This is a genomic window from Massilia sp. 2TAF26 (assembly GCF_052115005.1).
Taxonomy (GTDB): Bacteria; Pseudomonadota; Gammaproteobacteria; order Burkholderiales; family Burkholderiaceae_D; genus Telluria.
Genome location: NZ_JBFRFV010000015.1, coordinates 33,763 through 58,357, shown reverse-complemented (window position 1 = coordinate 58,357; position 24,595 = coordinate 33,763). Strand labels below are relative to the sequence as shown.

Annotated in this window: 20 protein-coding genes; 14 read left to right on the top strand and 6 right to left on the bottom strand. The window is 68.1% G+C overall.

Going from position 1 to position 24,595, the window contains the following annotated elements; translation table 11 throughout:
- Window positions 1-36 precede the first annotated feature (36 nt).
- Genes AB4Z32_RS16420 through AB4Z32_RS16380 form a run of 9 tightly spaced genes read left to right on the top strand, consistent with a single transcriptional unit; the run spans window position 37 to window position 11,566 of the window.
- The gene (locus AB4Z32_RS16420; RefSeq protein ID WP_442122927.1) at window positions 37-984 is read left to right on the top strand and encodes an XrtA-associated tyrosine autokinase; all 948 of its coding nucleotides are present in this window, start codon (window positions 37-39) and stop codon (window positions 982-984) included.
- Entirely contained in the window at window positions 965-2,527 is a 1,563-nt protein-coding gene (locus tag AB4Z32_RS16415) for a TIGR03016 family PEP-CTERM system-associated outer membrane protein (protein ID WP_442122926.1), read from the top strand. The genes AB4Z32_RS16420 and AB4Z32_RS16415 overlap by 20 nt, the downstream gene beginning before the upstream one ends.
- 17 nt (window positions 2,528-2,544) lie before the next feature.
- Window positions 2,545-3,603, top strand: a complete 1,059-nt coding sequence (locus AB4Z32_RS16410) for an XrtA/PEP-CTERM system-associated ATPase (RefSeq protein ID WP_442122925.1) — start codon at window positions 2,545-2,547, stop codon at window positions 3,601-3,603.
- Window positions 3,600-4,484: an XrtA system polysaccharide deacetylase gene (locus AB4Z32_RS16405; protein ID WP_442122924.1), complete on the top strand. Its 885-nt coding sequence runs from the start codon at window positions 3,600-3,602 to the stop codon at window positions 4,482-4,484. The genes AB4Z32_RS16410 and AB4Z32_RS16405 overlap by 4 nt, the downstream gene beginning before the upstream one ends.
- A gap of 10 nt (window positions 4,485-4,494) precedes the next feature.
- Window positions 4,495-5,697 carry a TIGR03087 family PEP-CTERM/XrtA system glycosyltransferase gene (locus AB4Z32_RS16400; protein ID WP_442122923.1) on the top strand — a complete coding sequence of 401 codons (1,203 nt, stop codon included), beginning with the start codon at window positions 4,495-4,497 and terminating at the stop codon, window positions 5,695-5,697.
- Window positions 5,688-7,268, top strand: coding sequence for an exosortase A (gene xrtA / locus AB4Z32_RS16395; protein WP_442122922.1), 1,581 nt, complete (start codon window positions 5,688-5,690; stop codon window positions 7,266-7,268). Before AB4Z32_RS16400 ends, xrtA begins: the two co-directional genes overlap by 10 nt.
- A 13-nt stretch (window positions 7,269-7,281) precedes the next feature.
- Entirely contained in the window at window positions 7,282-8,451 is a 1,170-nt protein-coding gene (locus AB4Z32_RS16390) for a TIGR03088 family PEP-CTERM/XrtA system glycosyltransferase (RefSeq protein WP_442122921.1), read from the top strand.
- Window positions 8,439-10,331: an XrtA/PEP-CTERM system amidotransferase gene (locus tag AB4Z32_RS16385; protein WP_442122920.1), complete on the top strand. Its 1,893-nt coding sequence runs from the start codon at window positions 8,439-8,441 to the stop codon at window positions 10,329-10,331. The genes AB4Z32_RS16390 and AB4Z32_RS16385 overlap by 13 nt, the downstream gene beginning before the upstream one ends.
- Window positions 10,332-10,354: 23 nt before the next feature.
- Window positions 10,355-11,566: a TIGR04063 family PEP-CTERM/XrtA system glycosyltransferase gene (locus tag AB4Z32_RS16380; protein WP_442122919.1), complete on the top strand. Its 1,212-nt coding sequence runs from the start codon at window positions 10,355-10,357 to the stop codon at window positions 11,564-11,566.
- 47 nt (window positions 11,567-11,613) lie between these two features.
- Here AB4Z32_RS16380 and AB4Z32_RS16375 read toward each other — a convergent pair whose 3' ends face one another.
- The 5 genes from AB4Z32_RS16375 to AB4Z32_RS16355 all read right to left on the bottom strand — a co-directional run bounded on the left by AB4Z32_RS16375 (window position 11,614) and on the right by AB4Z32_RS16355 (window position 18,936).
- Window positions 11,614-12,576: a N(5)-(carboxyethyl)ornithine synthase gene (locus AB4Z32_RS16375; RefSeq protein WP_442122918.1), complete on the bottom strand. Its 963-nt coding sequence runs from the start codon at window positions 12,574-12,576 to the stop codon at window positions 11,614-11,616.
- On the bottom strand, window positions 12,573-14,354 hold the full coding sequence (locus AB4Z32_RS16370) for a hypothetical protein (protein ID WP_442122917.1): 1,782 nt from the start codon (window positions 14,352-14,354) through the stop codon (window positions 12,573-12,575). Before AB4Z32_RS16370 ends, AB4Z32_RS16375 begins: the two co-directional genes overlap by 4 nt.
- Entirely contained in the window at window positions 14,351-15,841 is a 1,491-nt protein-coding gene (locus AB4Z32_RS16365; RefSeq protein WP_442122916.1) for a lipopolysaccharide biosynthesis protein, read from the bottom strand. The genes AB4Z32_RS16370 and AB4Z32_RS16365 overlap by 4 nt, the downstream gene beginning before the upstream one ends.
- Window positions 15,842-16,120: 279 nt before the next feature.
- On the bottom strand, window positions 16,121-17,356 hold the full coding sequence (locus tag AB4Z32_RS16360; protein ID WP_442122915.1) for a pyridoxal-dependent decarboxylase, exosortase A system-associated: 1,236 nt from the start codon (window positions 17,354-17,356) through the stop codon (window positions 16,121-16,123).
- Complete coding sequence (locus AB4Z32_RS16355; protein WP_442122914.1) at window positions 17,353-18,936, bottom strand: acyl-CoA ligase (AMP-forming), exosortase A system-associated; 1,584 nt, start codon at window positions 18,934-18,936, stop codon at window positions 17,353-17,355. Before AB4Z32_RS16355 ends, AB4Z32_RS16360 begins: the two co-directional genes overlap by 4 nt.
- Window positions 18,937-19,021: 85 nt before the next feature.
- Here AB4Z32_RS16355 and AB4Z32_RS16350 point away from each other — a divergent pair, with 85 nt between their 5' ends.
- From AB4Z32_RS16350 to AB4Z32_RS16330, 5 genes are read left to right on the top strand one after another with little or no spacing between them, the layout of a single operon-like run.
- Window positions 19,022-20,221: an aminotransferase class I/II-fold pyridoxal phosphate-dependent enzyme gene (locus tag AB4Z32_RS16350; RefSeq protein WP_442122913.1), complete on the top strand. Its 1,200-nt coding sequence runs from the start codon at window positions 19,022-19,024 to the stop codon at window positions 20,219-20,221.
- Window positions 20,218-21,273: a GNAT family N-acetyltransferase gene (locus AB4Z32_RS16345; RefSeq protein WP_442122912.1), complete on the top strand. Its 1,056-nt coding sequence runs from the start codon at window positions 20,218-20,220 to the stop codon at window positions 21,271-21,273. Before AB4Z32_RS16350 ends, AB4Z32_RS16345 begins: the two co-directional genes overlap by 4 nt.
- Window positions 21,270-21,515, top strand: a complete 246-nt coding sequence (locus AB4Z32_RS16340; protein ID WP_442122911.1) for an acyl carrier protein — start codon at window positions 21,270-21,272, stop codon at window positions 21,513-21,515. The genes AB4Z32_RS16345 and AB4Z32_RS16340 overlap by 4 nt, the downstream gene beginning before the upstream one ends.
- 3 nt (window positions 21,516-21,518) lie before the next feature.
- Window positions 21,519-22,361: a hydrolase 2, exosortase A system-associated gene (locus tag AB4Z32_RS16335; RefSeq protein ID WP_442122910.1), complete on the top strand. Its 843-nt coding sequence runs from the start codon at window positions 21,519-21,521 to the stop codon at window positions 22,359-22,361.
- Window positions 22,351-23,214: a hydrolase 1, exosortase A system-associated gene (locus tag AB4Z32_RS16330; protein ID WP_442122909.1), complete on the top strand. Its 864-nt coding sequence runs from the start codon at window positions 22,351-22,353 to the stop codon at window positions 23,212-23,214. Before AB4Z32_RS16335 ends, AB4Z32_RS16330 begins: the two co-directional genes overlap by 11 nt.
- A gap of 15 nt (window positions 23,215-23,229) precedes the next feature.
- Here AB4Z32_RS16330 and prsR read toward each other — a convergent pair whose 3' ends face one another.
- The gene (gene prsR / locus AB4Z32_RS16325) at window positions 23,230-24,591 is read right to left on the bottom strand and encodes a PEP-CTERM-box response regulator transcription factor (protein WP_442122908.1); all 1,362 of its coding nucleotides are present in this window, start codon (window positions 24,589-24,591) and stop codon (window positions 23,230-23,232) included.
- Window positions 24,592-24,595: the final 4 nt, after the last annotated feature.

Genomic DNA, 24,595 nt, shown 5'->3' with positions numbered 1-24,595 from the left:
TCGCGGCGCCCCCGCAAAGTTTGCAAGGAGTTCCACGTGAGCATTATCGAAAAAGCAGCCAGCCGCATCGACCGGCAGCGTAGCGCCGCTCCCGCCAGTCCCGTCGCCGCTGGCGGCCTCAACGACAGCGCCGCGCTGCATCCGGTCGCGGACAGCCCGTCCGTGACCGTGGCCGACACCGTCATCCACGAAACCGTGCACGCGGTGCCGGTCGCGCCGGTCCCCGTGAACGAGCAGACGGCCGCGCCGAAGTTCACCACCCGCAAAGTAGAACTGGACCTGGCGCGCATGCGCGAGACGGGCATGGTCACCGCGGCCAGCGGCCGTACGCCACTGCTGGAAGACTTCCGCATCATCAAGCGTCCGCTGCTGCAGCGCGCCTTTGCCGCCCGCGCGCCGGGCGGCAACCCGGGCAACCTGATCATGATCACCAGCTCGCTGCCGGGCGAAGGCAAGACCTATACCGCGATCAACCTGGCGATGAGCATCGCGATGGAGCTCGACCACACCGTGCTGCTGGTCGACGCCGACGTCGCCCGTCCGTCCATCCTGCGCACCCTCGGCCTGCCGCCCCAGCGCGGCCTGATGGACATCCTGGTCGACGACAAGCTCGACATGGGCGATGTCATGCTGCGCACCAACGTCGATACCCTGTCGATCCTGCCGGCCGGCACCAGCACGCCGCGCGCGACCGAGCTGCTGGCCAGCTCGACCATGAGCAACCTGGTCGAGGAAATCGCCAACCGCTATCCGGACCGGATCGTGATCTTCGACTCGCCGCCGCTGCTGCTGACCAGCGAATCGCGGGTGCTGGCCTCGCACATGGGCCAGATCGTGCTGGTGGTCGAGGCCCAGACCACGACCCAGCACGCGGTCAAGGAAGCCCTGAGCCAGCTCGAAGGCATCGACAACGTCAATCTCATCTACAACAAGACCAGGGACATCCCAGGCATCGAAGAGACGTATGACTATCACTACGGCTAAGCGGCCGGCGATCGCGGCGCTTCGGCTCACGCCGCTGGCGCTGGCGGCCATGCTGCTGTCGAACGAATGCCGCGCGGACGACTGGCGCATCGCACCGACCGTCACCCTGCGCGAGACTTACTCCGACAATCTGAACAACCAGAACGACACCCTGGCCAGGAGCGGCTTCGTGACCGACGCCGGTCCCGCCATCAGCGTCAGGAAAGACGGCCGCCGCCTGAAGCTCAGCGCGAATGCCGAGTACCGCCGCTTCGTCTACCAGCACGACGACATCCCGAACGTCCACGACAGCGAGACCCGCTACCAGGCGGCGATGAAGTCCGAGCTGATCGACGATTTCCTGTTCCTGGACGGCGGCGCGAGCCGTTCGCGCCAGGCCGCCTCGGCCTTCGGCCCGGTGGCCTCCAACAGCTATTCGTCGCTCAACAACATCGACGTCCGCACCTGGAGCGTCAGCCCCAGCCTGCGCCACCGCTTCGGCTCGACCGCCGTGGTGGCGGCGCAGTTCACGCGCGACTCGGTGCGCAGCGACCGCGGCGAGGCCTTCGGCAACACCACCGGCAGCAGCACCGCCATCAATGCGATGAGCGGCCCGTCGTTCCGGGAACTCGGCTGGAACCTGGCGTACAACCGCCAGGAGCTGGGCTCCACCATCAGCGGCGATTCCAGATCGCAGACCGGCAACGCCGGCCTGCAGTGGCGGCTGGATCCGCACCTGAACCTGACGGCCAATGCCGGCTACGACAAATTCGAATATCCGGCATTCAACCAGCGCACCAAGGGGCCGAACTGGTCGCTCGGCTTCATGTGGGCGCCGTCGGCGCGCACCAGCGTCAATGCCACCTTCGGCCACCGTTACTTCGGCAAGACCGGTTCGCTGCTGGCCAGCCACCGCACCCGCCACAGCAGCTGGAGCCTGAGCTACAGCGACGCGATCACGACCACCCGCGCGCAATTCCTGCTGCCGGCCACGGTGGACACCGCCAGCCTGATCGACAGCATGCTGAGGACCGCGTATCCGGATCCGGCCGAGCGCGCGCAGATGGTGGCGACCTATATGGCGGCCAGCGGCCTGCCGCCGTCGCTGCCCAACACCATCAATTACCTGAGCAACCGCTACGCCCGCAACAAGCACCTGCAGGCCGGCGCCCTGTTCCGCGGCGCGCGGACCGACCTGGCGATCAGCGTGTTCGCGGACCAGCGCAACGCGGTATCGCTGCAGCAGTCCGACAGCACGCTGCTGCCCAGCCAGTTGAGCACCCTGAACGACAACACGCGCCAGCGCGGCGCCAGCGCCAACGCCAGCTACAAGCTGTCCTCGAGCACGCAGGCGCAGGCCAGCCTGTACGCGGCGCGCATCCAGTCCATCGATACCGGCTTGATCAACAACCTCAGGCAGATGAGCCTGGGCCTGAACCGGCGCTTCGACGCGAAGACCATCGGCACGCTCGACGTGCGCCACTCCACCGGACGAGCCGGCCTGTTTACCAGCGACAAATATCACGAGAACGCACTCGTGGCGACGCTGTCGGTCCGGTATTAAGCAAGCGGAGCATTCACATGTACGAGACCTTTTACGGATTTTCCGCCAAACCCTTCCAGCTGCGCCCCGACCCGCACTTCTTCTTCGGCAGCAAGGGTCACAAGCGCGCCATGGCCTACCTCGAGTACGGCCTGTCGCAGGGCGAAGGCTTCATCATCGTCACCGGCGAGGTCGGCGCGGGCAAGACCACGCTGGTACGCAACCTGTTCAACGGCCTGCCCTCGGACCAGATCGTGGCGGCCCACATCGTCAACACCCACCTGGATCCGGACGACACCCTGCGCATGGTGGTGTCGGCCTTCGGCCTGCCGTACGAGGGTGCGAGCAAGACCGACCTGCTGACGCGCCTGGAAAAATTCCTGTGCGACGTCGACCACCAGGGCAAGCGCGCCCTGCTCGTCATCGACGAGGCCCAGAACCTGTCGGCGCGCACGGTCGAAGAGCTGCGCATGCTGTCGAACTTCCAGACCGACGACAAGTCGCTGCTGCAGACCTTCCTGCTCGGCCAGCCGGAATTCCGCGCCACCCTGCACAGCCCCGGCATGCAGCAGCTGCGCCAGCGCGTGATCGCCAGCTACCACCTGGGCCCGATGGATGCGCAGGAGACCCGCGCCTACATCGAGCACCGCATGGCGACGGTCGGCTGGAACGGCGACCCGTCCTTCGACGACGGCGCCCACGCCGCCATCTATGCCTACAGCGGCGGCATTCCGCGCAAGGTCAACACCCTGATGGACCGCGTGCTGCTGATGGGCTACCTGGAAGAGATGCATGCCTTCACGGAAGCAGACATCAACACCGTGATCAGCGACATCAGCGAAGAATTCCAGCTGCCCGGCGCCAACGGCGATTCGCTGGCGGCCGGCAGCCCGGCCGTCCTCGCCCAGGACCTGCACGTCGGCGAGATCCGCACCGCCGACATGCGCGTCGAAGAGCGCCGCGGCAACAGCGTCGAGATGCTGGACGAACGCATGATGCGCCTCGAAAAGTCGATCGTTTCCGTGCTGTCGATCCTGAAGAAGATCGTCGCCACGCCCCAGGGGGCGGTAACCCAGCCAATGGACAACCAAGAATGAACATGGTCGAACTCGCCCCGCGCCGCCTGCCGGCGCCGGGGGAACGCATCCGCAACGCCATGACCTGCGATGTCGAGGACTACTTCCAGGTGTCGGCCTTCGCTCCCTACATCGACCGCGCCAGCTGGCCGGAACGCGAATGCCGGGTCGAGGCGAACATGGACCGCATCCTGGCCCTGTTCGAACGCCATGGCGTGCGCGCCACCTTCTTCACCCTGGGCTGGATCGCCGAGCGCTATCCGCAGGTGGTGCGCCGCATCGTCGCCGGCGGCCACGAGCTGGCCAGCCACGGCTACGGCCACCTGCGCGCCTCCGACCAGACCCGCGCCGAATTCGCCAACGACATCCGCTCCGCCAAGGCGCTGCTAGAAGACATCGGCGGCCAGGCCGTTCTGGGCTACCGCGCGCCCAGCTTCTCGATCGGCCGCGCCAACCTGTGGGCGCTGGACGAGCTGCTCGACGCCGGCTACCGCTACAGCTCCAGCATCTACCCGATCGCCCACGACCACTACGGCATGCCGGAAGCGCCGCGTTTCGCCTTCTACCCGAACGGTCCGGACGGCCTGCTGGAAGTGCCGATCACCACCGTGCAGATGCTGGGCCGGAACCTGCCGGCCGGCGGCGGCGGCTACTTCCGCCTGCTGCCCTATGCGCTGTCGCGCTGGATGATGGCCAAGGTCAACCGCGCCGACCGCCAGCCCTCGCTGTTCTACTTCCACCCGTGGGAGATCGACACGCAGCAGCCGCGCCCCGCGGGCCTGGACGCCAAGTCGCGCTTCCGCCACTACGTCAACATCGACCGGATGGAAGCCCGCATCGAGGCCCTGGCGCGCGATTTCGCCTGGGACCGCATGGACCGCATCTTCCTGAACCAGGAATGAGGCGAGCATCATGGAAGACCTGCTGCTGCTGATCCACCGGATCCCCTACCCGCCCAACAAGGGCGACAAGATCCGCTCCTACCACCTGCTCAAGCACCTGTCCCGCCACTACCGGGTTCACCTGGCAACCTTCGTCGACGATCCCGACGACTGGCAGTACGTGCCGCACGTCGAGGCACTGTGCGCGAGCAGCCATTTCGCGCGCATGAACCCGCTGCTGTCGCGCGTGCGCAGCCTGGGCGCGCTGCTGAAGAACCGCTCGCTGTCGCAGGAATACTACCGCGATGCCGGCATGGCGCGCTGGGTCGACGACACCCTGGCCGCGCACAGGATCGACCGCGTGCTGGTGTTCTGCTCGCCGATGGCGCAGTACGCCGAGAACCACCGCAGCGCGCGCCGCGTGATCGACTTCTGCGACATCGACTCCGAAAAATGGCGCCAGTACGCCGAGCAGAAATCCTTCCCGATGAACCTGGTCTACCGCTACGAGGCGAAGCAGCTGCTGCGCTACGAGCGCCAGGTGGCGCGCGACTACGACGCCTCGCTGTTCGTGTCGGCCCCCGAGGCCGAGCTGTTCCGCAGCCTGGCGCCGGAAAGCGGCCCGAAGATCGGCCACTTCAGCAACGGCGTCGACACCGAGTATTTTTCGCCCGAGCGGCCGTATGAGAATCCGTTCGCGGCCGGCGAGCGCGCCCTGGTCTTCACCGGCGCCATGGATTACTGGCCGAACATCGACGCGGTGAAGTGGTTCGCCGCCGAAGTCTTCCCCACGGTGCACCGGCGCTTCCCTGACGCCCGCTTCTACATCGTCGGCTCGCGTCCGGCGCCGGCGGTGCAGGCCCTGGCCCAGCAGCCGGGCGTGGTGGTGACCGGCACCGTCCCCGACGTGCGCCCCTACATCGCCCACGCCGCCGCCGCGGTGGCGCCGCTGCGGATTGCGCGCGGGGTCCAGAACAAGGTACTGGAAGCGATGGCGATGGCAACCCCGGTGGTGGTATCGCCGCAGGCGCTGGAAGGCATCGACGCCGTCCCCGGCAGCGAACTGGTGCTGGCCGACGAACCTACCGCCTTCGCCGACGCCTGCGCCGCCCTGCTCGAAGGACAGGACGGCGCCATCGACGCGATCGGCCGCGCCGCCCGCGACAAGGTCCAGCGCCGCTACAGCTGGTCGAGCAACCTGGCATGCATCGGAGAGAGCCTCGAATGTTCCTGAAACCCCCACCCGAAGTGCTGGGCGCTACCATCGCCGCTCCGCACCCGTCCATGTCGCGCGCCCGCGCGGCCATGATCGTGCTGGCCCTGCTGGCCCCGTTCGCCCTCTATTTCGGCACCGTGCGCTCGATCGTCGGCCTGTGGAACAGCTCCGAGACCTTCGCCCACGGCTACGTGATCCTGCCGATCAGCCTGTGGCTCATCTGGCGCCGGCGCGAGAATTTCAGCCTCTATCCGGTACAGCCCTGGGCCCCGGGCCTGGCGCTGGTCGCGCTGCTCGGCGCCGGCTGGCTGGCGGCCCAGCTGGGCGAGGTCCAGGTAGTGTCGCAATACACCTTCGTCGCCATGTTCCCGGCGATCGCGCTGGCCCTGCTGGGACCGCGCCTGGCCGGCTCGCTGACCTTCCCGCTGCTGTTCCTGCTGTTCGCGGTGCCGTTTGGCGAAGCCTTCGTCGGCCCGCTGATCCAGTTCACCGCCGACTTCACGGTGGCGGCGGTGCAGGCCACCGGCATCCCGGTCCTGCGCAGCGGCACCCGCTTCGAGCTGCCGACCGGGAACTGGTCGGTGGTCGAGGCCTGCAGCGGCGTGCGCTACCTGATCTCCTCGATCACCCTGGGCTGCCTGTACGCCTACCTCACCTACCGCTCGACCATGCGGCGCGCGCTGTTCATCGGCCTGTCGGTCGTGGTGCCGATCCTTGCCAACGGCCTGCGCGCTTACATGATCGTGATGATCGGCCACCTGTCCGGCATGGCGCTGGCCACCGGCGTCGACCACCTGATCTACGGCTGGCTGTTCTTCGGCCTGGTCATGTTCATCATGTTCTGGATCGGCAGCTACTGGCGCGAAGACACCACCGAGCCGGCGGCGGCAACGGCGGCAGCGGCCTCCGGCACCACGGCGGCGGCACCGTCGCTGCGCGAACGCGTCGGCAAGGGCGTCCCGGCGCTGGCCGCCGGCGTGCTGGCCGTGTGCGCGCTGTGGCCGGCGCTGGCCCTCTACGGCGAGCAGGCCAACCACAACCCGGCCCCGGTTTCCCTGGGCGAGGTGGCCGTCGGCTGGCCCCAGGCCGCGCCCTTCGCCGACTGGAAGCCGGACTACATGGCGCCCGACGTCGACTTCGTGCGCAGCTACCGCCGCGACAGCGTGCCGGTGGCGCTGAACCTGCTGTACTACCGCAACCAGGACCGCAGCAAATCCCTGATCAGCTCCCTGAACCGCCTGGCCGGCTACAAGGACACCTGGCACGAGACCGAGAGCGCGAAGCGGGTCGAAACCGCCGGCGGCCGTCCGCTGACCGTGCGCGAGACCGTGCTGCGCGACGGCGGCAAGGGCCTGCTGGTGTGGAGCTGGATGCGCATCGGCGGCCACGACACGACCAGCAATGCGATCGGCAAGCTGTACCAGGCGGGATCGAAGGCGATGCTGCGCGGCGACGACGGCGCGGCGCTGATGCTGTCGGCGCCCTTCGACGAGCATCCGGAAGCGGCGCGGGCCGCCCTGCGCGCCTTCGTCGCCGACAACCTGAAGGCGGTCGACGCGGCGCTGGCCCACGCCGCCGCCACGCATTGAGGCTTGCCACGCAATGAGCGACATGAAGCAAGCGCCGCTGGTGGCCCACCTGATCTACCGGCTCGACATCGGCGGCCTGGAAACCCTGCTGGTCGACGCCATCAACCGCATGCCGGCCCATAAGTACCGGCATGCGGTGATCTGCCTGACCGATTACACCGAGTTCGCCCAGCGCATCACGCGCCCGGGCGTGGAACTGGTGGCGCTGCACAAGCCGCCCGGCCTCGAACTGGGCACGCACAAGCGCCTGTTCAAGGTGCTGCGCGCCATGCGTCCCGACGTGCTGCACACCTATAACCTGGGCACCATCGAATACCACGCCACCGCCCTGCTGGCCGGGGTGCCTGTGCGCGTACACGCCGAGCACGGACGCGACGCCAGCGACCCGCACGGCGTGAACCGCAGGCACAAGCTGCTGCGCCGCCTGCTGGTGCCCGTCATCGACCGCTACGTGCCGGTCTCGCGCGACCTCGAGCGCTGGCTGCGCGGCGTGGTCGGCATTCCGCAGGCGAAGATCGAGCTGATCGACAACGGCGTCGACACCGAACGCTTCCGCCCCGGCAGCTTTGATGAACCGTGGAGCGCGCCCGGCATGTTCGTGATCGGCACCGTCGGCCGCCTGCAGGACGTGAAGGACCAGGCCACCCTGATCGAAGCCTTCGCCCGCCTGCGTGCGATGCTGCCGGAACAGCGCCCGCGCCTGCGCCTGGTGCTGGTCGGCGACGGCCCTTTGCGCGCGCAGCTCGAACAGAAGATCATTGATGCCGGCCTGCAGGACTGCGTCTGGCTGGCTGGCCCGCGCAGCGACGTCGCGCCGCCGATGCGCAGCTTCTCGCTGTTCGCCCTGTCCTCGATCGCCGAGGGCACCCCGGTGACGATGCTGGAAGCGATGGCGAGCGGGCTGCCGGTGGTCTCGACCGCGGTCGGCGGCATTCCCGACCTGGTGCTCGACGGCGCCACCGGCGCCTTGGTGCCGCCCGGCGATCCGCAGCGCCTGGCCGACGCCCTGGCCGCCTATGTGCTCGACGAGGAACTCACCCGCCGGCACGGAGCGGCCGGACGCGCGCGCATCGAACAACAATACAGCGTCGCCGCCATGCTGGCCCATTACATGGACCTGTACGACGGCCTGCGCAAGATTAAAACCCCACTTCAAGAAGCAATCACACCATGTGCGGAATAGTAGGCATTTTTGACATGCGCGGCGGACGTCCCATCGACCGCGGCGTACTCGGACGGATGAACGACACCCAGTTCCACCGTGGTCCGACCGAAGGCGACCTGCACCTCGAGCCGGGCCTCGGCTTCGGCCACCGGCGCCTGTCGATCATCGCGCCCGAAAACGGGCTGCAGCCGCTGTTCAACGAAGACCGTACGGTGGCGCTGGTGTTCAACGGCGAAATCTATAACTTCCGCAAGCTGCGCGCCGAGCTGCAGGAACTCGGCCACGAATTCCGCACGCCGTCCGACAGCGAAACCATCGTCCACGCCTGGGAGCAATGGGGCGAGGACTGCGTGCGCCACCTGCGCGGCATGTTCGCCTTCGTGATCTGGGACCGCACCCGGCAGACCCTGTTCGCCGCGCGCGACCGCATCGGCATCAAGCCGCTGCACTACGCCGTGCTGCCGGACGGGATGTTCCTGTTCGGCTCCGAGCTGAAGTCCATCCTGTCGGTGCCGGGCCTGCCGCGCGAGATCGATCCGCATGCGGTCGAGGAGTATTTCGCCTACGGCTACGTGCCGGAACCGCGCACCATCTTCAGGCATGCGCACAAGCTGCTGCCGGGCCATACGATCACCCTGAAAGTGGGCGACAGCAGCATCGAGCAGAAGAAATACTGGGACGTGCCGTTCACGCCGCACGACCGCATGACCGAGCGCGACATGGAGGGCGAACTGATCTACCGCCTGCGCGAAGCGGTCGAGAGCCACCTCGAAGCCGACGTGCCGCTGGGCGCCTTCCTGTCCGGCGGCGTCGATTCCAGCGCCATCGTGGCGATGATGGCCGGCCTCTCGAAGGAGCCGGTGAATTCCTGCTCGATCGCCTTCGACGACCCGGCCTTCGACGAATCGAACTACGCGCGCGAAGTGGCGGAGCGCTACCAGACCAACCACCAGTGCGAGACCGTCAGCAAGGACGACTACGGCCTGGTCGACACCCTGGCTCACCTGTACGACGAACCCTATGCCGACAGCTCGGCGATCCCGACCTACCGTGTCTGCGAACTGGCCCGCAAGCGCGTGACGGTGGCCCTGTCCGGTGACGGCGGCGACGAGAACTTCGCCGGCTACCGCCGCCACCGCATGGCCCACAACGAGAACCGGGTGCGTTCGATGCTGCCGCTGGCGCTGCGCAAGCCGGTGTTCGGATTCCTCGGCGCCGCCTATCCGAAGGCCGACTGGGCGCCGCGCGTGTTCCGCGCCAAGACCACCTTCGAAGCGCTGGCGCGCGACCTGACCGAAGGTTACTTCCACGGCGTGTCGATGCTGAACGACCGCGTGCGCGGCCAGCTGTTCTCGGAGCGCTTCAAGAGCAGCCTGCAGGGCTACAGCGCGGTCGAGGTGATGCGCAACTACACGAAGGATGCGCCGACCGACGATCCGCTGTCGCTGATCCAGTACATCGACATGAAGACCTACCTGCCGGGCGACATCCTCACCAAGGTTGACCGCGCCAGCATGGCGCACGCGCTGGAAGTGCGGGTGCCGCTGCTGGACCACCAGTTCGTCGAATGGGTGTCGGGCCTGCCGTCGAGCACCAAGCTGCGCAACGGCGAAGGCAAGCACATCTTCAAGAAGGCGCTCGAGCCCTACCTCGGCAACGACGTCCTGTACCGCAAGAAGATGGGCTTCTCGATCCCGCTCGCGGCCTGGCTGCGCGGGCCGCTGGCCGACAGCATGAAGAAGGCGGTGCTCAGCCCCCTGCTGCGCGATACCGGCATCTTCAACGAGCAATACCTGAAGCGGATGGTCGACGAACACCTGGCGCGCCTGAAGGACCACAGCACCGCGCTGTGGCAGGTGCTGATGTTCGAAGCCTTCCTGCGCAAGAACCAAGCATAACCTCAAAGTTCAAAGAAAAGCCCATGCGAGTCCTGCACGTCCTCGATCACTCGATCCCGCTGCACAGCGGTTATACCTTCCGTACCCGCTCGATCCTGCGCGAACAGCGCGCGCTCGGCTGGGAAACCTTCCACGTCACCGGCGCCAAGCAGGGTTCCGGCGACATGCTGGAAGAAACCAGCGACGGCCTGCACTTCTACCGCACGCCGTCCGGCTCGACCTTGTCGAAGCTGCCGGTGCTGAACCAGGTCGACGTGATCGACGGCCTGGCCAGGCGCCTGGCCGAGATCATCCCGGTCGTCAAGCCGGACGTGCTGCACGCCCACTCGCCGGTGCTGAACGCGATCGCCGCCCTGCGCGCCGGCAAGAAGTTCGGCATCCCGGTGGTGTACGAAGTGCGCGCCTTCTGGGAAGACGCCGCGGTCGACCATGGCACCAGCACCGAGAACGGCCTGCGCTACAAGCTCACGCGCGCGCTCGAGACCTATGCGCTGAAGCGCGCCGACGCCGTCACCACCATCTGCGAAGGCCTGCGCAAGGACATCGTCGCGCGCGGCATCCCGGCCGACAAGGTGACCGTTATCCCGAACGCGGTGGACATCGACAAGTTCGCGCTGGGCGGCAACGCCGACCTGCAGCTGAAGGACAAGCTGGGCCTGTCCGGCTCGCGCCTGATCGGCTTCATCGGCTCGTTCTACGCCTACGAAGGCCTGGACGTGCTGCTGCGCGCGGTGCCGAAGCTGTCGGCGCGCATGCCGGTCCTGCGCGTGCTGCTGGTTGGCGGCGGTCCGCAGGATGCCCAGCTGCGCCAGCTGGCGAAAGACCTGAAGATCGAGGACAGGGTGGTGTTCACCGGCCGCGTGCCGCACGACCAGGTGACCAGGTACTACGACCTGCTGGACGTGCTGGTCTACCCGCGCCTGCCGATGCGCCTGACCGACCTGGTCACGCCGCTGAAACCGCTGGAAGCGATGGCCCAGGGCCGGATCCTGGCGGCCTCCGACGTCGGCGGCCATCTCGAGCTGATCGCCGATGGCAAGACCGGCGTGCTGTTCCGCGCCAACGATACGGATTCCCTGGTCGAGAAGGTGGCGACGCTGCTGGAATCGCAGCAGAAGTGGCCCGAACTGCGCCGGGCCGGCCGCAATTATGTGGAGACGGAGCGCAACTGGCCGGTCAGCGTGGCGCGCTACAAGAATATCTACGGCCGCCTGACGGGAACCCTCGCGGCCTGATGGCGGTCGCGGCCGCCGGCCTCGATGGCCGGCGGCCGCATCGTGTGTCAGCGGTTCTGGAAGTCGATGATGCGGCGGTCGACGATGCTGCCGTCGCGGATGCAGACGGCCGGCGCCAGCACCTCGTCCTGGTCGACCCTGCCCTCGATGATGACGTCCAGGTACTTGACCATCTGCTCGCCCAGGCAGTTACTCACCGAATAGCCGACCAGCGCGGGCGTGTGGTCGACCACGTAGTGCAGCACGCCGTCGACGCTGTACACCGGATCTTCGATGGTGGTCGGCCGGCTGGTTTCGATCGCCCCTGCGCGGTCGCAGCTGATGTCGACGATCATGGCCGGTTTGCGCAGCAGCGCCAGGTCTTCCCGGTAGATGATGTGGTCCTTGCGGTAGACGTCCCACAGGATGCCGTTGACGACCACGTCGTATTTGCCCAGTTCCTGGCGCAGCAGTTTCTCGGTCTTGCGCTCGAACACATTGATCGTCGCGCCCATGCAGGACAGGATGCGATAGGCGCCGCGTGCGATGTTGCCGCGCCCGATCAGGGCCACCTTGCATTCGTAGACGCATTTGCCGTACAGGGTGAAGGCATGCATGATCGCGGCTTCGCCGGCGAGCTCGTTGCTGCGCCAGAAGACGTGGCGGTTACCCTCGAACATGTCTTCCCAGGCGATCGCCGTGATCTCCTTGGAGAGGATCTTGTCGGTGATGGAGCGGTTCTGCACCGCGTGCACCCAGCCGAAAATGGTCTGCCTGGGTTTCAGCTCTTCGAGGTAGGTGGCGTCGCCGATCTTGGGATCGCAGATCACATCCTTCGACAGCGCTTCCTCGCGTGGCACCACATGGGCGCCGGCCGCGCGGTATTCCTCGTCCGGGTGGCCGAAGCCGGCGCCATAGCCTTCTTCGAAATACAGGTGGTCACGGTGGCGGATCTGCGCCACGTGCTTGGGCAGGAGTGCGCGTCGTTTCTCGTTTTCCTTGGTACTGATCATCAGGCCGACTGTTTTCATGTGGCTCCCCTTTCTAGAGATGTGACTTCTTGTAGGCGCGTCTGTTTGCTGCTGGATATCGCGGACGAGGCGGGACTCGGCTCGATGAAGGTCTCCGCATGCTTCTTGGTGCGGGCCAGCAGGAGCAGCGGATGGAAGACCCAGTCGCGCCGCCGCCGCAGCGAGGGCAGCACGCTCGAGAGCAGCAGCAGGATCTTGTTCGGCAGGGTCAGATAAGTGAGCGCTTCGCGCACCACGCCGAAATCGCTGTAGGCGAAACGCTCTTCCGCCTCGTCGCGGGCGCCGCAGATCGCGGGATCGAGCGGGGCCAGGTCGGGCGGCATGTTGCGCGAGCCATGGAAGTCGTAGAACTCTGGATAGAAGCGGCGCAGGCACTCTTTCTGGAAGAACCACTTGTACTTGTCGGCCGGGTGGTATTCGAAGGTCGCGCGCGCGAACTCGACGTCGCAGTAAGGGAAGACGGGCACGTGTCCGGGCGGATGCATCATGGTGATCCAGGGACTGATGCAGCGGCGCGTACGCGATTCGATGAAGGCCATCTCGGCCTGGTTGATATTGCTGGCGAACTGGTCGAGATAGGCGCGGTACTGCTGCTGGAACTGCTCCAGGCTCGGGAAACGCTGCGACAGCTGCTTGAGCATATAGGGCTTGCTGGTCTCGCCGAGGACCAGGCCGACGTCCCGTTCCGCCGTCTCGTGCAGGCCATCGATCTCGAAGCCGGAGTTGCCGAAGGTGTCGCCGGCAAGGCCGTCGAACACCAGCGACGGCGGACGCTTGGCCAGCCAGCGCATCAGCGGCAGCGACCATGCATGCATGAAGGTCTCGGTGCCGATCAATGCCTGGCGGCGTGCGGCGTCCTCCCCCATCAGGGCCGGTTTTGTCGCCGGCACGACCTCGCAGTCGACCCCGAAGGCGGCCGCGATCTTCGGCGCGTAGTGCGAGTCGAGCTCGAAGTCGCCGGTTTTCTTGCGGTGGAAGGTCTGGCAGGTGACCGCCTTGAACGGCACCTTCCTGCGCAACAGCGTGGCGAAGAAACGGCGCGAATCGAAGCCGCTGGAAAACGGCAGCGCCACCTCGCCGACGTTCAGCTTCAGGCAGCGCTCGAAGCCGGCCTGGTAGGCATCCTCGACGACCCGGAAGGCCTCGTCGTCGATGCGGCGCGTGCCGGCAGGCAGGGCCGCGAAATCGAACCAGCGCCGCTTCTCCATCCGCTCGGGCCACAGCGTCATCTGGGTGCCGGCCGGCACCCGCGCGATATCGCGGTAGAAGCTGCGGTCGCCCACCGGGCTGCTGTTCTGCATCAGGCCGGCCCACCCGATCATGTCCGGCTCGTCGCCCTCGACGTGCAGCAGGGCCGGATGGGACGCGAACAGCCAGGCGGAACCCAGCCGGCGGTAATAGAGCGGACCGAAACCGAAAGCATCGCTGCGGACGACCGCCTGCTGGCGCTGGCGGTCGAACTTGATGTAGGCGAACACGCCGTTCTGCAGGCCGTCCTCGATGGCCAGGCACTTCAGCACATCGGCTTCCGAGTACGAATGGACGGACAGCCCGCCTTCGTAACCGCGGAACACGATATCGCTGCCGTCGACCTCGTGCGCCAGGCCGCGGCCGTGCGCCTTGCTGAGCGAAGTCACCGCCCAGAACTGCGGGCTGACCCGGGTCGCCAGGCCGCTGCCGGTACCAGTGAATGCGGGGGGCGCGTCGGCGAACACGCCGGCGACGAAGAACTCGACATCGTTGAAGGTCTTCGCAATACGATCCAGATCGATTTTCATGGGGCCTCGCTAGGTGCGCCAAGAACCGCTGGCGTCGTCCGTTTGAACTTGTTGAGGAAATACGACTCGGCACCGTCCGGATAGCCGGCCAGGCGCCAGCAAGCCAGCACGACCCCGCAATACACGGCGGCGCCGACGACAACTTTGGTGATCAGCATGACCCAGTGCGCGGCCTGCAGTTCGGCGTCGAGCAGGGACAGCGCCAGCACCATCGCCAGGCAGCCCAGCACGGGGCGGCCGGCGCTGCGCACCAGCATCAGCACCGACAGGCCAGGCACGTAGCGCATCAGGAGCATGTACGAGATGCTGAAGGTCAGGACGATGGACCCGAGGCGCAGCTGGGTGACGAATTCCGGCGTGAGGTGCCCGCGCATGAGGAAGGCGCCCAGCGAGAACAGGCCGATCTGGATCCAGCTGGTCAATGCCAGCAGGCGGATCTGGCCGACCACGGTCAGCACGTAGTTGGCGCTGCTGTTGATCGACTGGATGATGTTCGACAGCGCGAGAATCTGGATGAAGGGCACGATGAACACCCACTTGTCGCCCAGCGCGACCGGGACGAAGTCGCGCGCCGTCATGACGAAGCCGACGCAGGCGGGAAAGGTGACCATGACCTGCACGGCCTGGGCCGAGAGCAGCAGGCGGGAGAGTTCGCCGAGGTTTTCGCGGGCCCGCGCAAACGCGGGAAACAGCACGCGGTTGATCGGCGCCAGCAGGTCGGTGCCGGGCACGTCCGCGATCTCGCTGGCCAGCGTGTAGCCGCCGGTGACGCTGGTGTTGCCCATGCCGCCCACCAGGAACACGGGCAGCTTGCTGTCCAGGTACTGGCTGACGTTCTTGACCAGCACCCACTGGGATACCGAAAAGATCTCGCGGATGTCGCTGAACGAAAACCACGGGCGCATCGGATGCACCATGTAGCTGCGCAGCGTGCTTGCCAGGCGGCCGACCAGCGCGCCGATGATCATGCCCCAATAGCTGTGCAGGACCAGGGTCAGCACGATGGTGGTGATGAAGCCGACCAGGCGCTTGAACATCACGTACTTGGCGTCGTCGGTGAAGCGCAGCTCTTTCTGGAAATTGATGACGCCGACGTTCTCGAACGCGCTCACGACCATCGACAGCGCCATGATCTGCACCACGGCCGTCACCCGCGGGTCCTTGTAGTATTCGGCGGCGAATGGGGCAATGGCCGTCAGCACCAGCGCCACGCAGCTGCTCTGCAGGATGCGCAGCGTCCAGGCGGTGTTGTAGAAAGACTGGGAAGGATTGGTCCGCTGGATGACGGCGACGTTGATGCCGAGGTCGAACAGCACGTCGGCGAAAGCGACCACGACCGAAGCCATCGCGACGATACCGAAATCATCGGGGACTAACAGGCGGGCAAGGATGAAAGTGCTGACGATGCCGATCAGACGATCGACCCAGCGCATGACCACCATGATGACGGCGCCGCTGGCAAGACTATTACCTTTTCTGTGAACCATTATTTACTGCTATGTAAGACAACACTGTCGACGAGCAGCGCGTATTGGCGAAGGTCCAAGACGTTGTCGTCGCACACAGGATTCGCAGCATCCGGTTACTGCCATCAGGCCGAAGTGGTATGCGAGCTTTTACACGGAAGAAATGTGTCAAAGCAGAGTAGAGCAAGCAATAAGACGTGTCAAGAATTGCAACAATCGTGCGCGGGTCAATACAGGGCAGAACTGTTGCTTTCTCGCCCTAACTGCATACGGCGTTCCGGCGCCGACCGGAACGCCTGTTCAGACGAGAACTTCCACCACTTCCGGGTGGCTGAGGAAGCCCTGCGGGCTGGCCGAACGGCCGTAGGCGCCGGACTGGAACACGACCACCAGGTCGCCGACGTCCGCGGCCGGCAGCTCCATCTGGTCGGCCAGCAAGTCGAGCGGGGTGCACAGCGGCCCCACCACCGACAGCGTTTCGCGTTCGCCGTCCGCCATGCGGTTGCCGATCGCGACCGGGTAGTTCTTGCGGATCACCTGGCCGAAGTTGCCGGAGGCCGCCAGGTGGTGGTGCAGGCCGCCGTCGGTGACCAGGAAGACCTGGCCGCGCGAGACCTTGCGGTCGATCACCCGGGTCACGTAGACCCCGGCCTCGCCGACCAGGTAGCGTCCCAGCTCGATCGACAGCTGCGCCTGCGGCAGGGCGGCGCGCAAGCGCGGCAGCGCGGCCGCCAGCGCCTCGCCGATCGGCGCCAGGTCGAGCGCCTGCTCGCCCGGAAAATACGGGATGCCGAAGCCGCCGCCCAGGTTCAGGATCCGCACCGGATGCGGACTGGCCTCGGCCAGGCGCAGCGCCAGCTCGATGGTCTGGGCCTGGGCCTGGACGATCGCCTCGGCCTTCAGGCTCTGCGAACCGCTGAAGATGTGGAAACCGAGCACCTCGAGTTCCAGTTCCGCGGCCAGCGCCAGCACCCGCGGCGCGTCCTCGGCATCGATGCCGAACTGCTTGGCGCCGCCGCCCATGCGCATGCCCGAGCCCTTCAGCTCGAAGTCCGGATTGATGCGCAGGACCAGGCGCGGCGCGATGCCGGTCTGCGCCTGGATGCGGGCCAGGGCCCGTACTTCGCGCTCCGACTCGGCGTGCACGCAGGCGCCGGCGGCCACCGCCTGCAGCAGCTCGGCGTCGCGCTTGCCGGGACCGGCGAAGCTGAGGTGTTCCGGCGCCATGCCGGTGTCGAGCGCCACCTTCAACTCGCCGGCGGACGCCACGTCGATGCCGTCGACCAGGCCCGCCATGTGCTGGACCAAGGCCGGCATCGGGTTCGCCTTCATCGAGAAATGCAGGGCAATCTCCGGCGGCAGGTGGGCGCGCACATGGGCCACGCGCGCATCCAGCAGGGCGCGGTCGTAGGCGTAGAACGGGGTCGCGCCGACACGCTGGGCCAGGCGCGGCAGCGGAATGCCGCCGACCAGCAGGCAGCCGTCGGCAACCGGGAACAGGGTTTGGGGGGCGTGGACGGGACGGGCGGCGCTCATGCGGGATTCTCGAACAGGTTCAGGTAAGGGGTGCGCAGGCCCGGGCGGTCGATCTTGCCGTTCGGGTTGCGCGGGAAGGCCTGCCCGCTCAGCACCACATGGGCCGGCATCATCCAGGCCGGCAGGCGGCGCTGGCACTGGCGCAGCAGTTCGGCCGGCTCCAGGCCGTCCTGCTGGGGCAGCGCCAGCAGCACGATGCCCTGGCCCAGCACCGGATGCGGCACGCCGAAAGCCACCGCCTCGCGCACCAAGCCGGTCGCGTAGACGACTTCCTCGACCTCGGTCGGGCTGACCCGGTAGCCGGAGACCTTGATCATGTCGTCGCTGCGGCCGATGAAGTACAGGTAGCCGTCGCGATCCATGCGCACGGTGTCGCCGGACCACACCGCCATCTCGGCCAGCGGCAGGCCGGCGGGCTGGCCCGGGGCCGGGCGGAAGCGTTCGGCGGTCTTGACCGGATCGTTCCAGTAGCCCAGCGCCACCAGCGCACCGCGGTGCACCAGCTCGCCCGGCTCGTCCGCTTCGCACGGCGTGCCGTCGGGGCGCACCACCATCACCTCGGCGTTCGGGATCGCGCGCCCGATCGAATCGGGGCGGCGTTCCAGTTCGGCCGGCGGCAGGTAGGTCGAACGGAAGGCTTCGGTCAGGCCGTACATCAGGAACAGCTCGGCGTCCGGCAGCGCCCGGCGCAGGGCCTGCACCGCGCGCTGCGGCATCGCGCCGCCCGAATTGGTCAGATAGCGCAGCGTGCAGCCGGCCGGCCAGTCCAGCGCGCCGAGCTGCAGCCACAGCGGCGGCACCGCCGCCAGGCCGGTGATGCGCTCGTCGACGACCGCCTTCACGATATCCTTCGGGAACAGATAGTTCATCAGCACCGCGGTGGCGCCGGCCAGGAAGGCGCAGGTCAGCTGGCTCAGGCCATAGTCGAAGCTGAGCGGCAGCACCGACAGGATGCGGTCGCGCGGCGTGATCTCCAGGTAGGCGGTGACGCTGCGCGCGCCGGCCACCATGTTCCGGTGCGACAGCACCACGCCCTTCGGCTTGCCGGTGCTGCCCGAGGTATAGAGGATGGCCGCCATGTCGGCGTCGATCGCGCGCCGCGCCGCCAGCTGCCGCGGGTCCGGACGGGTCTGCGCCGCGCTCCATTCGCGCAGCGCCGCCGCGCCTGTGGAAAGTGCGCCCGGCGCGCCGGTGACGAACACGGTGCGCAGGTCGGGGCAATCGGCCAGCACATCCTTCAGCTGGGCCAGGCGCTCCGGCGACGTCAGCAGCACGCGCACGTTGCAGTCGGCCAGGATGTGCGCCACCTGCGCGGCCTTGAGCTGGGGATTGACCGGCACGAACACCGCGCCGGCCAGCGCCGCGCCGAACATCGCGGCCACGTTCTCGACGCGCTTGTCGAGGTAGACCGCGACCCGCTCGCGGCGCGCCACGCCCGCTTCCAGCAGCGCGCCGGCGGCCTGTTCGACGGCCTCGGCCAGGGCGGCGTAGTCGAGGCGGCGGCTGCCGTCGACCAGCGCCTCGGCGGCGGGCGTGCGGCGGGCGGCATCGAAGATAAAGTCGTGGATCAGATCGGCCATGGCAAACAGGAGAAACGCGGCGGTCCGCCGCAGCCCGCCATCTTACCAGTTCGCCCAATTTTTACGCGGCAGTTTATACTGGGTCATGCTCGTCGCCCCGCCTCCTTCCCGTCCCGCCATTCCGCTCGCACCGGTACTGTCGCTGGCCTCGTTCTACCGGAGTGCCGGCGGACGCGCCGCCACCGTGCTCGACGCCGGCGAGGCGCGCCTGGTGACCAGCGGACGGGTGGCGATCGCGCTGGCGCTGCGCGAACTCGGCGTGGGCGCCGGCGACACCGTACTGCTGCCGGCCTACCACAGCGCCTCAATGGTGCCGCCGGTGCTGTGGCGCGGCGCGGCGCCGGCCTTCTACCGCATCGGGCCCGACGCCGGCGCCGACCTCGAACACATCGCCGCCCTGCTGCGCGCGGCGCCGCGCGCGCGGGTGGTGGTGGCCACCCACTTCTTCGGCTTTCCGCAGCCGCTGGCGGCCCTGCGCGCGCTGTGCGACGAGCACGGGGTGGCGCTGCTGGAGGATTGCGCGCACGCCTTCATCGGCGAGCACGAAGGCCGCCCGCTGGGCGCCTGGGGCGATTACGCGGCCGCCAGCATCATGAAATTCCTGCCGCTCTACGAGGGCGGCGCGCTGGTCTCGGCACGCCACCCGCTGGCCGGCGCCAGGCTGCGCCCGGCCGGCGCCGGCTTCGAACTGAAAGCCGCCTTCAACACCTTCGAGCGCGGCTTCGCCTTCGGCCGCCTGCGCCCCCTGCACGCCGCGCTGTGGCTGCCGCTGCGCGCCAAGGACCTGGCGTGGAATGCGCTCAAGCGCGGCAGGCATGCGGGCAGCCCGCCGGCCGCGCTGGCGCCCGCCTCCTCCGACAGCGGCTACGGCTTCGACCCGGACTGGATCGACAAGCGCGCTTCGCTCGCCTCGCGCCTGGTGCTGGCGCTGTCCTCCAGCAGCCGGGTGGCGGCGCGGCGGCGGCGCAACTACCTGCGGCTGCTCGAAGCCCTGTTCGGCCTGCCCGGCGTGCGGCCCCTGCATCCGCGCCTGCCGGACGGCGTCTGCCCCTGGCTGTTCCCGCTGCTGGCCGACGATGCGGACGGCCTGGCGCAGCGCCTGCTCGCCGCCGGCGTGCCGCTGACCCGCTTCGGCTATCCGCTGTGGGACGGCGTCGACGACGCCACCTGCCCGAACTCCGCCCGGCTGTCGCGCCAGGTGCTGGGCCTGCCCTGCCACCAGGAGCTGCGCGAGGACGAATTCAGCTGGCTGATCGCCACCGTCAGGCGCGAGGTATGCACATGAAATGGACCATCGTTCCCGCCGCCCGCTTCCGGGAAGCCGCCGCGGACTGGACTTCCCTGCACGCCGCCGCCGGCGCCCCGGCCCTGCTGGCGCCGGCTTTCGTGGCGCCCCTGCTGGACGCCTTCGCGAGCGGCGCCGAGCTGCTGGCGCAAGGCCGCGAGAACGGACGCACGGTCGCGATGGCGGTGCTGGCCCCGACCCGACGCGGCGCCTGGGCCACTTTCCAACCGGCCCAGGCCCCGGTCGGCCTGTGGCTGCAGCTGCCCGGCCTCGACGCCGGCGCACTGGTGCGCAGCCTGTTCGGCGCCCTGCCCGGCTTTCCGCTGGTGTGCGCGCTGACCCAGATGGACCCGATGATCATGCCGCGCCCGCCCGAAGGACCGGCCGTCCGCACCCTCGACTACATCGACACCGCGCGGGTGACGCTGGCGGGCGGCTTCGACGCCTACTGGGAGGCGCGCGGCAAGAACCTGCGCGCCAACCTCAAGAAGCAACGCAACCGGCTCGAACGCGACGGCATCGCGACCCGGCTCGAGATCGCCCGCGATCCCGCCGCGATGGCGCAGGCGGTCGAGGATTACGCCCGCCTGGAAGGCAGCGGCTGGAAGGCCGGCGCCGGCACCGCGGTGCGCGCCGGCGACGCCCAGGGCCGCTACTACCGCGCCATGCTCGAAGCGATGGCGCGGCAGGACGCCGCCAGCGTCTACCGCTATCATTTCGGCGAGAACCTGGTGGCGATGGACCTGTGCGTCGAGGACCGCGACAGCATCGTCGTGCTGAAGACCGCCTACGACGAAACCGTGCCGGCCAGCCTGTCGCCGGCGCTGCTGATGCGCGAGGAAGCGATGCGCTCGCTGTTCGCGGGCGGCCGCTTCGCCCGCCTCGAGTTCTACGGCCGCGTAATGGAATGGCATACGCGCTGGACGGAAGAGGTACGCACTATGTACCATGTCAACCATTATCGCTGGCCTGCGCTGCGCCACCTGCACGCGCTGCGCGAAGCGCGGCAACGCCGCGCCGCCGGCGCACCAACGGACGAACAAGGATCATGAAGTATCTCGACGAAGTCAAAACCATCCTCACCGACGTGCTCGGCCTCGACCCGGCTACTCCGCTGTCGGCCGACACCCCGCTGCTGGGCAGCCTGCCCGAGCTCGACTCGATGGCCGTGGTCTCGCTGATCGGCGCGCTCGAGGACCATTTCGGCATCGCCGTCGACGACGACGACATCAGCGCCAGCACCTTCGCGACGCTGGGCAGCCTGGCCGCCTTCGTGGAACAGAAGGCCGCCTGAGGCATGACGCCGGCACACGCGCCCGCGGAAAGCTTTTTCCTGCCCGTGCGGGACGGGACCCGCTATTGCCTGTTCCATCCGCCGCAGGGCGAGTGCCGCGACGCGCTGGTCTACCTGCACCCCTTTGCCGAAGAAATGAACAAGAGCCGCCGCATGGCGGCGCTGCAGGCGCGCGCCCTGGCCGCGCGCGGCGTCGGCGTGCTGCAGATCGACCTGCACGGCTGCGGCGACAGCAGCGGCGAATTCGGCGAAGCCCGCTGGGAAGGCTGGAAGGCCGACGCCGAGGCGGCGCGCGCCTGGCTGCAGCAGCGCCTGGGCCGTCCGGCCGGGCTATGGGGCCTGCGCCTGGGCGCCCTGCTCGCGCTCGACTATGCCGCCGGCGCCCGCGAGGTGCCGCACCGCCTGCTGCTGTGGCAGCCGATGGCGAATGGCGCCGCGGTCATGAACCAGTTCCTGCGCCTGCGGATTGCCGCCGACATGGTACAGGAGGGCGCCGCCAATGGCGGCACCAAGGCGCTGCGTGTGGCGCTCGAACAGGGCCGGCCGGTCGAGATCGCCGGCTACGAGCTGGCGCCGCAACTGGCCGCCGCCATCGATCCCCTCGACGCTTCGGTGCTGGCGCCGCGCGGCTGCCGCATCGACTGGTTCGAGGTAAGTCCGGCGGCCGGGCGTCCGCTGCCGCCGGCTTCCAGCCGCGTCACCGCCATCTGGCAGGCCCAGCGCATCGACTTCGGCGTGCACCTGGTGCATGGCGAGCAATTCTGGGCCACGCCGGAGATCGCCGAATGTCCCGCCCTGCTCGACGCCACGAGCCGGCTGTACCCGGAGGCCGCGCATGCAGGCTGAAGAACGCGCCCTGTCCTTTCCCTGCGCCGGCGCCTGGCTGTACGGCGTGCTGTCGCTGCCGGCGCACATGACGCAGGCGAAGGCGCCGCGCGGCGTGCTGATCGTGGTCGGCGGTCCGCAGGTGCGCACCGGCAGCCACCGCCAGTTCACGCTGCTGGCGCGCAGCCTGGCGCAGGCCGGCTTCCCGGTGCTGCGCTTCGACTACCGCGGCATGGGCGACAGCGAGGGAGAAGCCCGCGATTTCGAACGGGTCCGGGACGACCTGCGCGCGGCCCTCGACTGCTTTTTCGCCCAGGTGCCGGGCATGCGCGACGTGGTGCTGTGGGGCCTGTGCGACGGCGCCTCGGCCGCCGCGATGTATGCGCCCGGCGACCCACGGGTGGCCGGGCTGGCCCTGCTGAACCCCTGGGTGCGCACCGAACAGGGCGCGGCCAAGGCCACGCTGAAGCATTATTACCGCGCCAGGCTGCTGGATCCGGGGCTGTGGAAGAAGATCGCCAGCGGCAATTTCGAGGCCGGCCAGGCGGCGCGCTCGTTCGCGGCCTCGGTGCGCTCGGCCTTCGGCGGCGGCAAGACCGCGGCGCAGGATGACGCGCAGGATGCCGCCCTTCCCGAGCGCATGTACGCGGCCCTGCAGGGCTTCGAAGGAAAGACGCTGGTGATGCTGAGCGGCGCCGACCTGACCGCCCAGGAATTCGCCGGACTGGCATCCGGCTCGCGCGACTGGCAGCGCCTGCTGGACGGTCCCGCCGTCACCCGGCACACGCTGGACGGCGCCGACCACACCTGCTCGCGGCGCGAATGGCACGACCAGGTGGTCGGCTGGACCGCCGGCTGGCTGCGGTCCTGGTAGAGATCCCGCGACCGGTCAGGCGGTGGTCTTGATGCCGTGCCGGCCCATCAGGTCGTACAGGGTCGGGCGGCTGACGCCCAGCATCTCCGACGCCTTCACGATATTCCCGTCGACCCGCGCCAGCGCCCTGACGATGGCCTTGTACTCGGCCTCGTCGCGCACCTGGCGCAGGTTCAGCGGCGCTTCCTCGGCTTCCAGGTCGGGCAGGCCGAGGTCGTCGGCGACGATGGTATTCCCGTCGGCCATGATGACCGCGCGCTTGATGCAGTTTTCCATCTCGCGCACATTGCCCGGCCAGGCATAACCCTCGATCGCGGCGATGGCGTCGGGCGCGAAGTGCAGCGAGGCGCGCGATTCCTGGGCGCAGAACTTGTTCTTGAAATGGTGGGCCAGCAGGGCGGCGTCGCCTTCGCGCTGGCGCATCGGCGGGATGTTCACCACGATCTCGGAGAGGCGGTAATACAGGTCTTCGCGGAAGCGCCCCTGCACGCACAGGTCTTTCAGCTTCTGGTGGGTCGCGCAGACGATGCGCACGTCGACCGGGATCTCCTCGTGGCCGCCGATGCGCTCGATCACGCGCTCCTGCAGGAAGCGCAGCAGCTTGGCCTGCAGCGGCATCGGCAGGTCGCCGACCTCGTCGAGGAAGAAGGTGCCGCCATGGGCCAGTTCGACCTTGCCCTTGGTCTGCTTGGCGGCGCCGGTGAAGGCGCCCTTCTCGTAGCCGAACAGCTCGCTCTCGAGCAGGTTTTCCGGAATCGCCGCGCAGTTGATCGCCATGAAGCGCTCTTTCGAGCGCGGCGACAGCGCGTGGATGGCGCGCGCCAGCACTTCCTTGCCGGTGCCGGATTCGCCCAGCAGCATCACCGATGCCGAGGTCGGCGCCACCTTCTCGATGGTGCGGCAGACCTTCAGCATGCCGGGGTCGCGCGAGATCACGCCGGCCAGCGGCGAATCGGCCTGCGACTGCTGCATGCGGTGGTTTTCCTGCTGCAGGTTGTGCAGGAAGAAGGCGCGCTGGATGACCAGGTTCAGCACTTCCGGGTCGACCGGCTTCTGGTGGAAGTCGTAGGCGCCCATGCCGATCGCCTTGACGGCGTTGTTGTGGTCCTGGTTGCCGGTCAGGACGATCACGCGGGTGTCCGGCGCCAGCGCCAGGATCTGCTGGAGCGTGGCCAGGCCTTCGGTGGAACCGTCCGGATCGGGCGGCAGGCCCAGGTCCATGGTGACGACCGCCGGTTCGTGGCGGCGGATCTGGGCCAGCGCCGCCTCGCGGTCGCCGGCGACCACGACCTCATAGGCGTCCAGGCTCCAGCGCAGCTGCTTCTGCAGGCCGGGATCGTCTTCGATGATCAGGAGTTTGGGTTTGGTTTGGGTCACGGTA

Excerpts from the sequence above, each read along its gene's own strand:
- AB4Z32_RS16415 (WP_442122926.1), top strand. The coding sequence starts at position 965 with ATGACTATCACTACGGCTAAGCGGCCGGCGATCGCGGCGCTTCGGCTC.
- AB4Z32_RS16410 (WP_442122925.1), top strand. The coding sequence starts at position 2,545 with ATGTACGAGACCTTTTACGGATTTTCCGCCAAACCCTTCCAGCTGCGC.
- AB4Z32_RS16405 (WP_442122924.1), top strand. The coding sequence starts at position 3,600 with ATGAACATGGTCGAACTCGCCCCGCGCCGCCTGCCGGCGCCGGGGGAA.
- AB4Z32_RS16400 (WP_442122923.1), top strand. The coding sequence starts at position 4,495 with ATGGAAGACCTGCTGCTGCTGATCCACCGGATCCCCTACCCGCCCAAC.
- xrtA (WP_442122922.1), top strand. The coding sequence starts at position 5,688 with ATGTTCCTGAAACCCCCACCCGAAGTGCTGGGCGCTACCATCGCCGCT.
- AB4Z32_RS16390 (WP_442122921.1), top strand. The coding sequence starts at position 7,282 with ATGAGCGACATGAAGCAAGCGCCGCTGGTGGCCCACCTGATCTACCGG.
- AB4Z32_RS16385 (WP_442122920.1), top strand. The coding sequence starts at position 8,439 with ATGTGCGGAATAGTAGGCATTTTTGACATGCGCGGCGGACGTCCCATC.
- AB4Z32_RS16380 (WP_442122919.1), top strand. The coding sequence starts at position 10,355 with ATGCGAGTCCTGCACGTCCTCGATCACTCGATCCCGCTGCACAGCGGT.
- AB4Z32_RS16375 (WP_442122918.1), bottom strand. The coding sequence starts at position 12,576 with ATGAAAACAGTCGGCCTGATGATCAGTACCAAGGAAAACGAGAAACGA.
- AB4Z32_RS16370 (WP_442122917.1), bottom strand. The coding sequence starts at position 14,354 with ATGAAAATCGATCTGGATCGTATTGCGAAGACCTTCAACGATGTCGAG.
- AB4Z32_RS16365 (WP_442122916.1), bottom strand. The coding sequence starts at position 15,841 with ATGGTTCACAGAAAAGGTAATAGTCTTGCCAGCGGCGCCGTCATCATG.
- AB4Z32_RS16360 (WP_442122915.1), bottom strand. The coding sequence starts at position 17,356 with ATGAGCGCCGCCCGTCCCGTCCACGCCCCCCAAACCCTGTTCCCGGTT.
- AB4Z32_RS16355 (WP_442122914.1), bottom strand. The coding sequence starts at position 18,936 with ATGGCCGATCTGATCCACGACTTTATCTTCGATGCCGCCCGCCGCACG.
- AB4Z32_RS16350 (WP_442122913.1), top strand. The coding sequence starts at position 19,022 with ATGCTCGTCGCCCCGCCTCCTTCCCGTCCCGCCATTCCGCTCGCACCG.
- AB4Z32_RS16345 (WP_442122912.1), top strand. The coding sequence starts at position 20,218 with ATGAAATGGACCATCGTTCCCGCCGCCCGCTTCCGGGAAGCCGCCGCG.
- AB4Z32_RS16340 (WP_442122911.1), top strand. The coding sequence starts at position 21,270 with ATGAAGTATCTCGACGAAGTCAAAACCATCCTCACCGACGTGCTCGGC.
- AB4Z32_RS16335 (WP_442122910.1), top strand. The coding sequence starts at position 21,519 with ATGACGCCGGCACACGCGCCCGCGGAAAGCTTTTTCCTGCCCGTGCGG.
- AB4Z32_RS16330 (WP_442122909.1), top strand. The coding sequence starts at position 22,351 with ATGCAGGCTGAAGAACGCGCCCTGTCCTTTCCCTGCGCCGGCGCCTGG.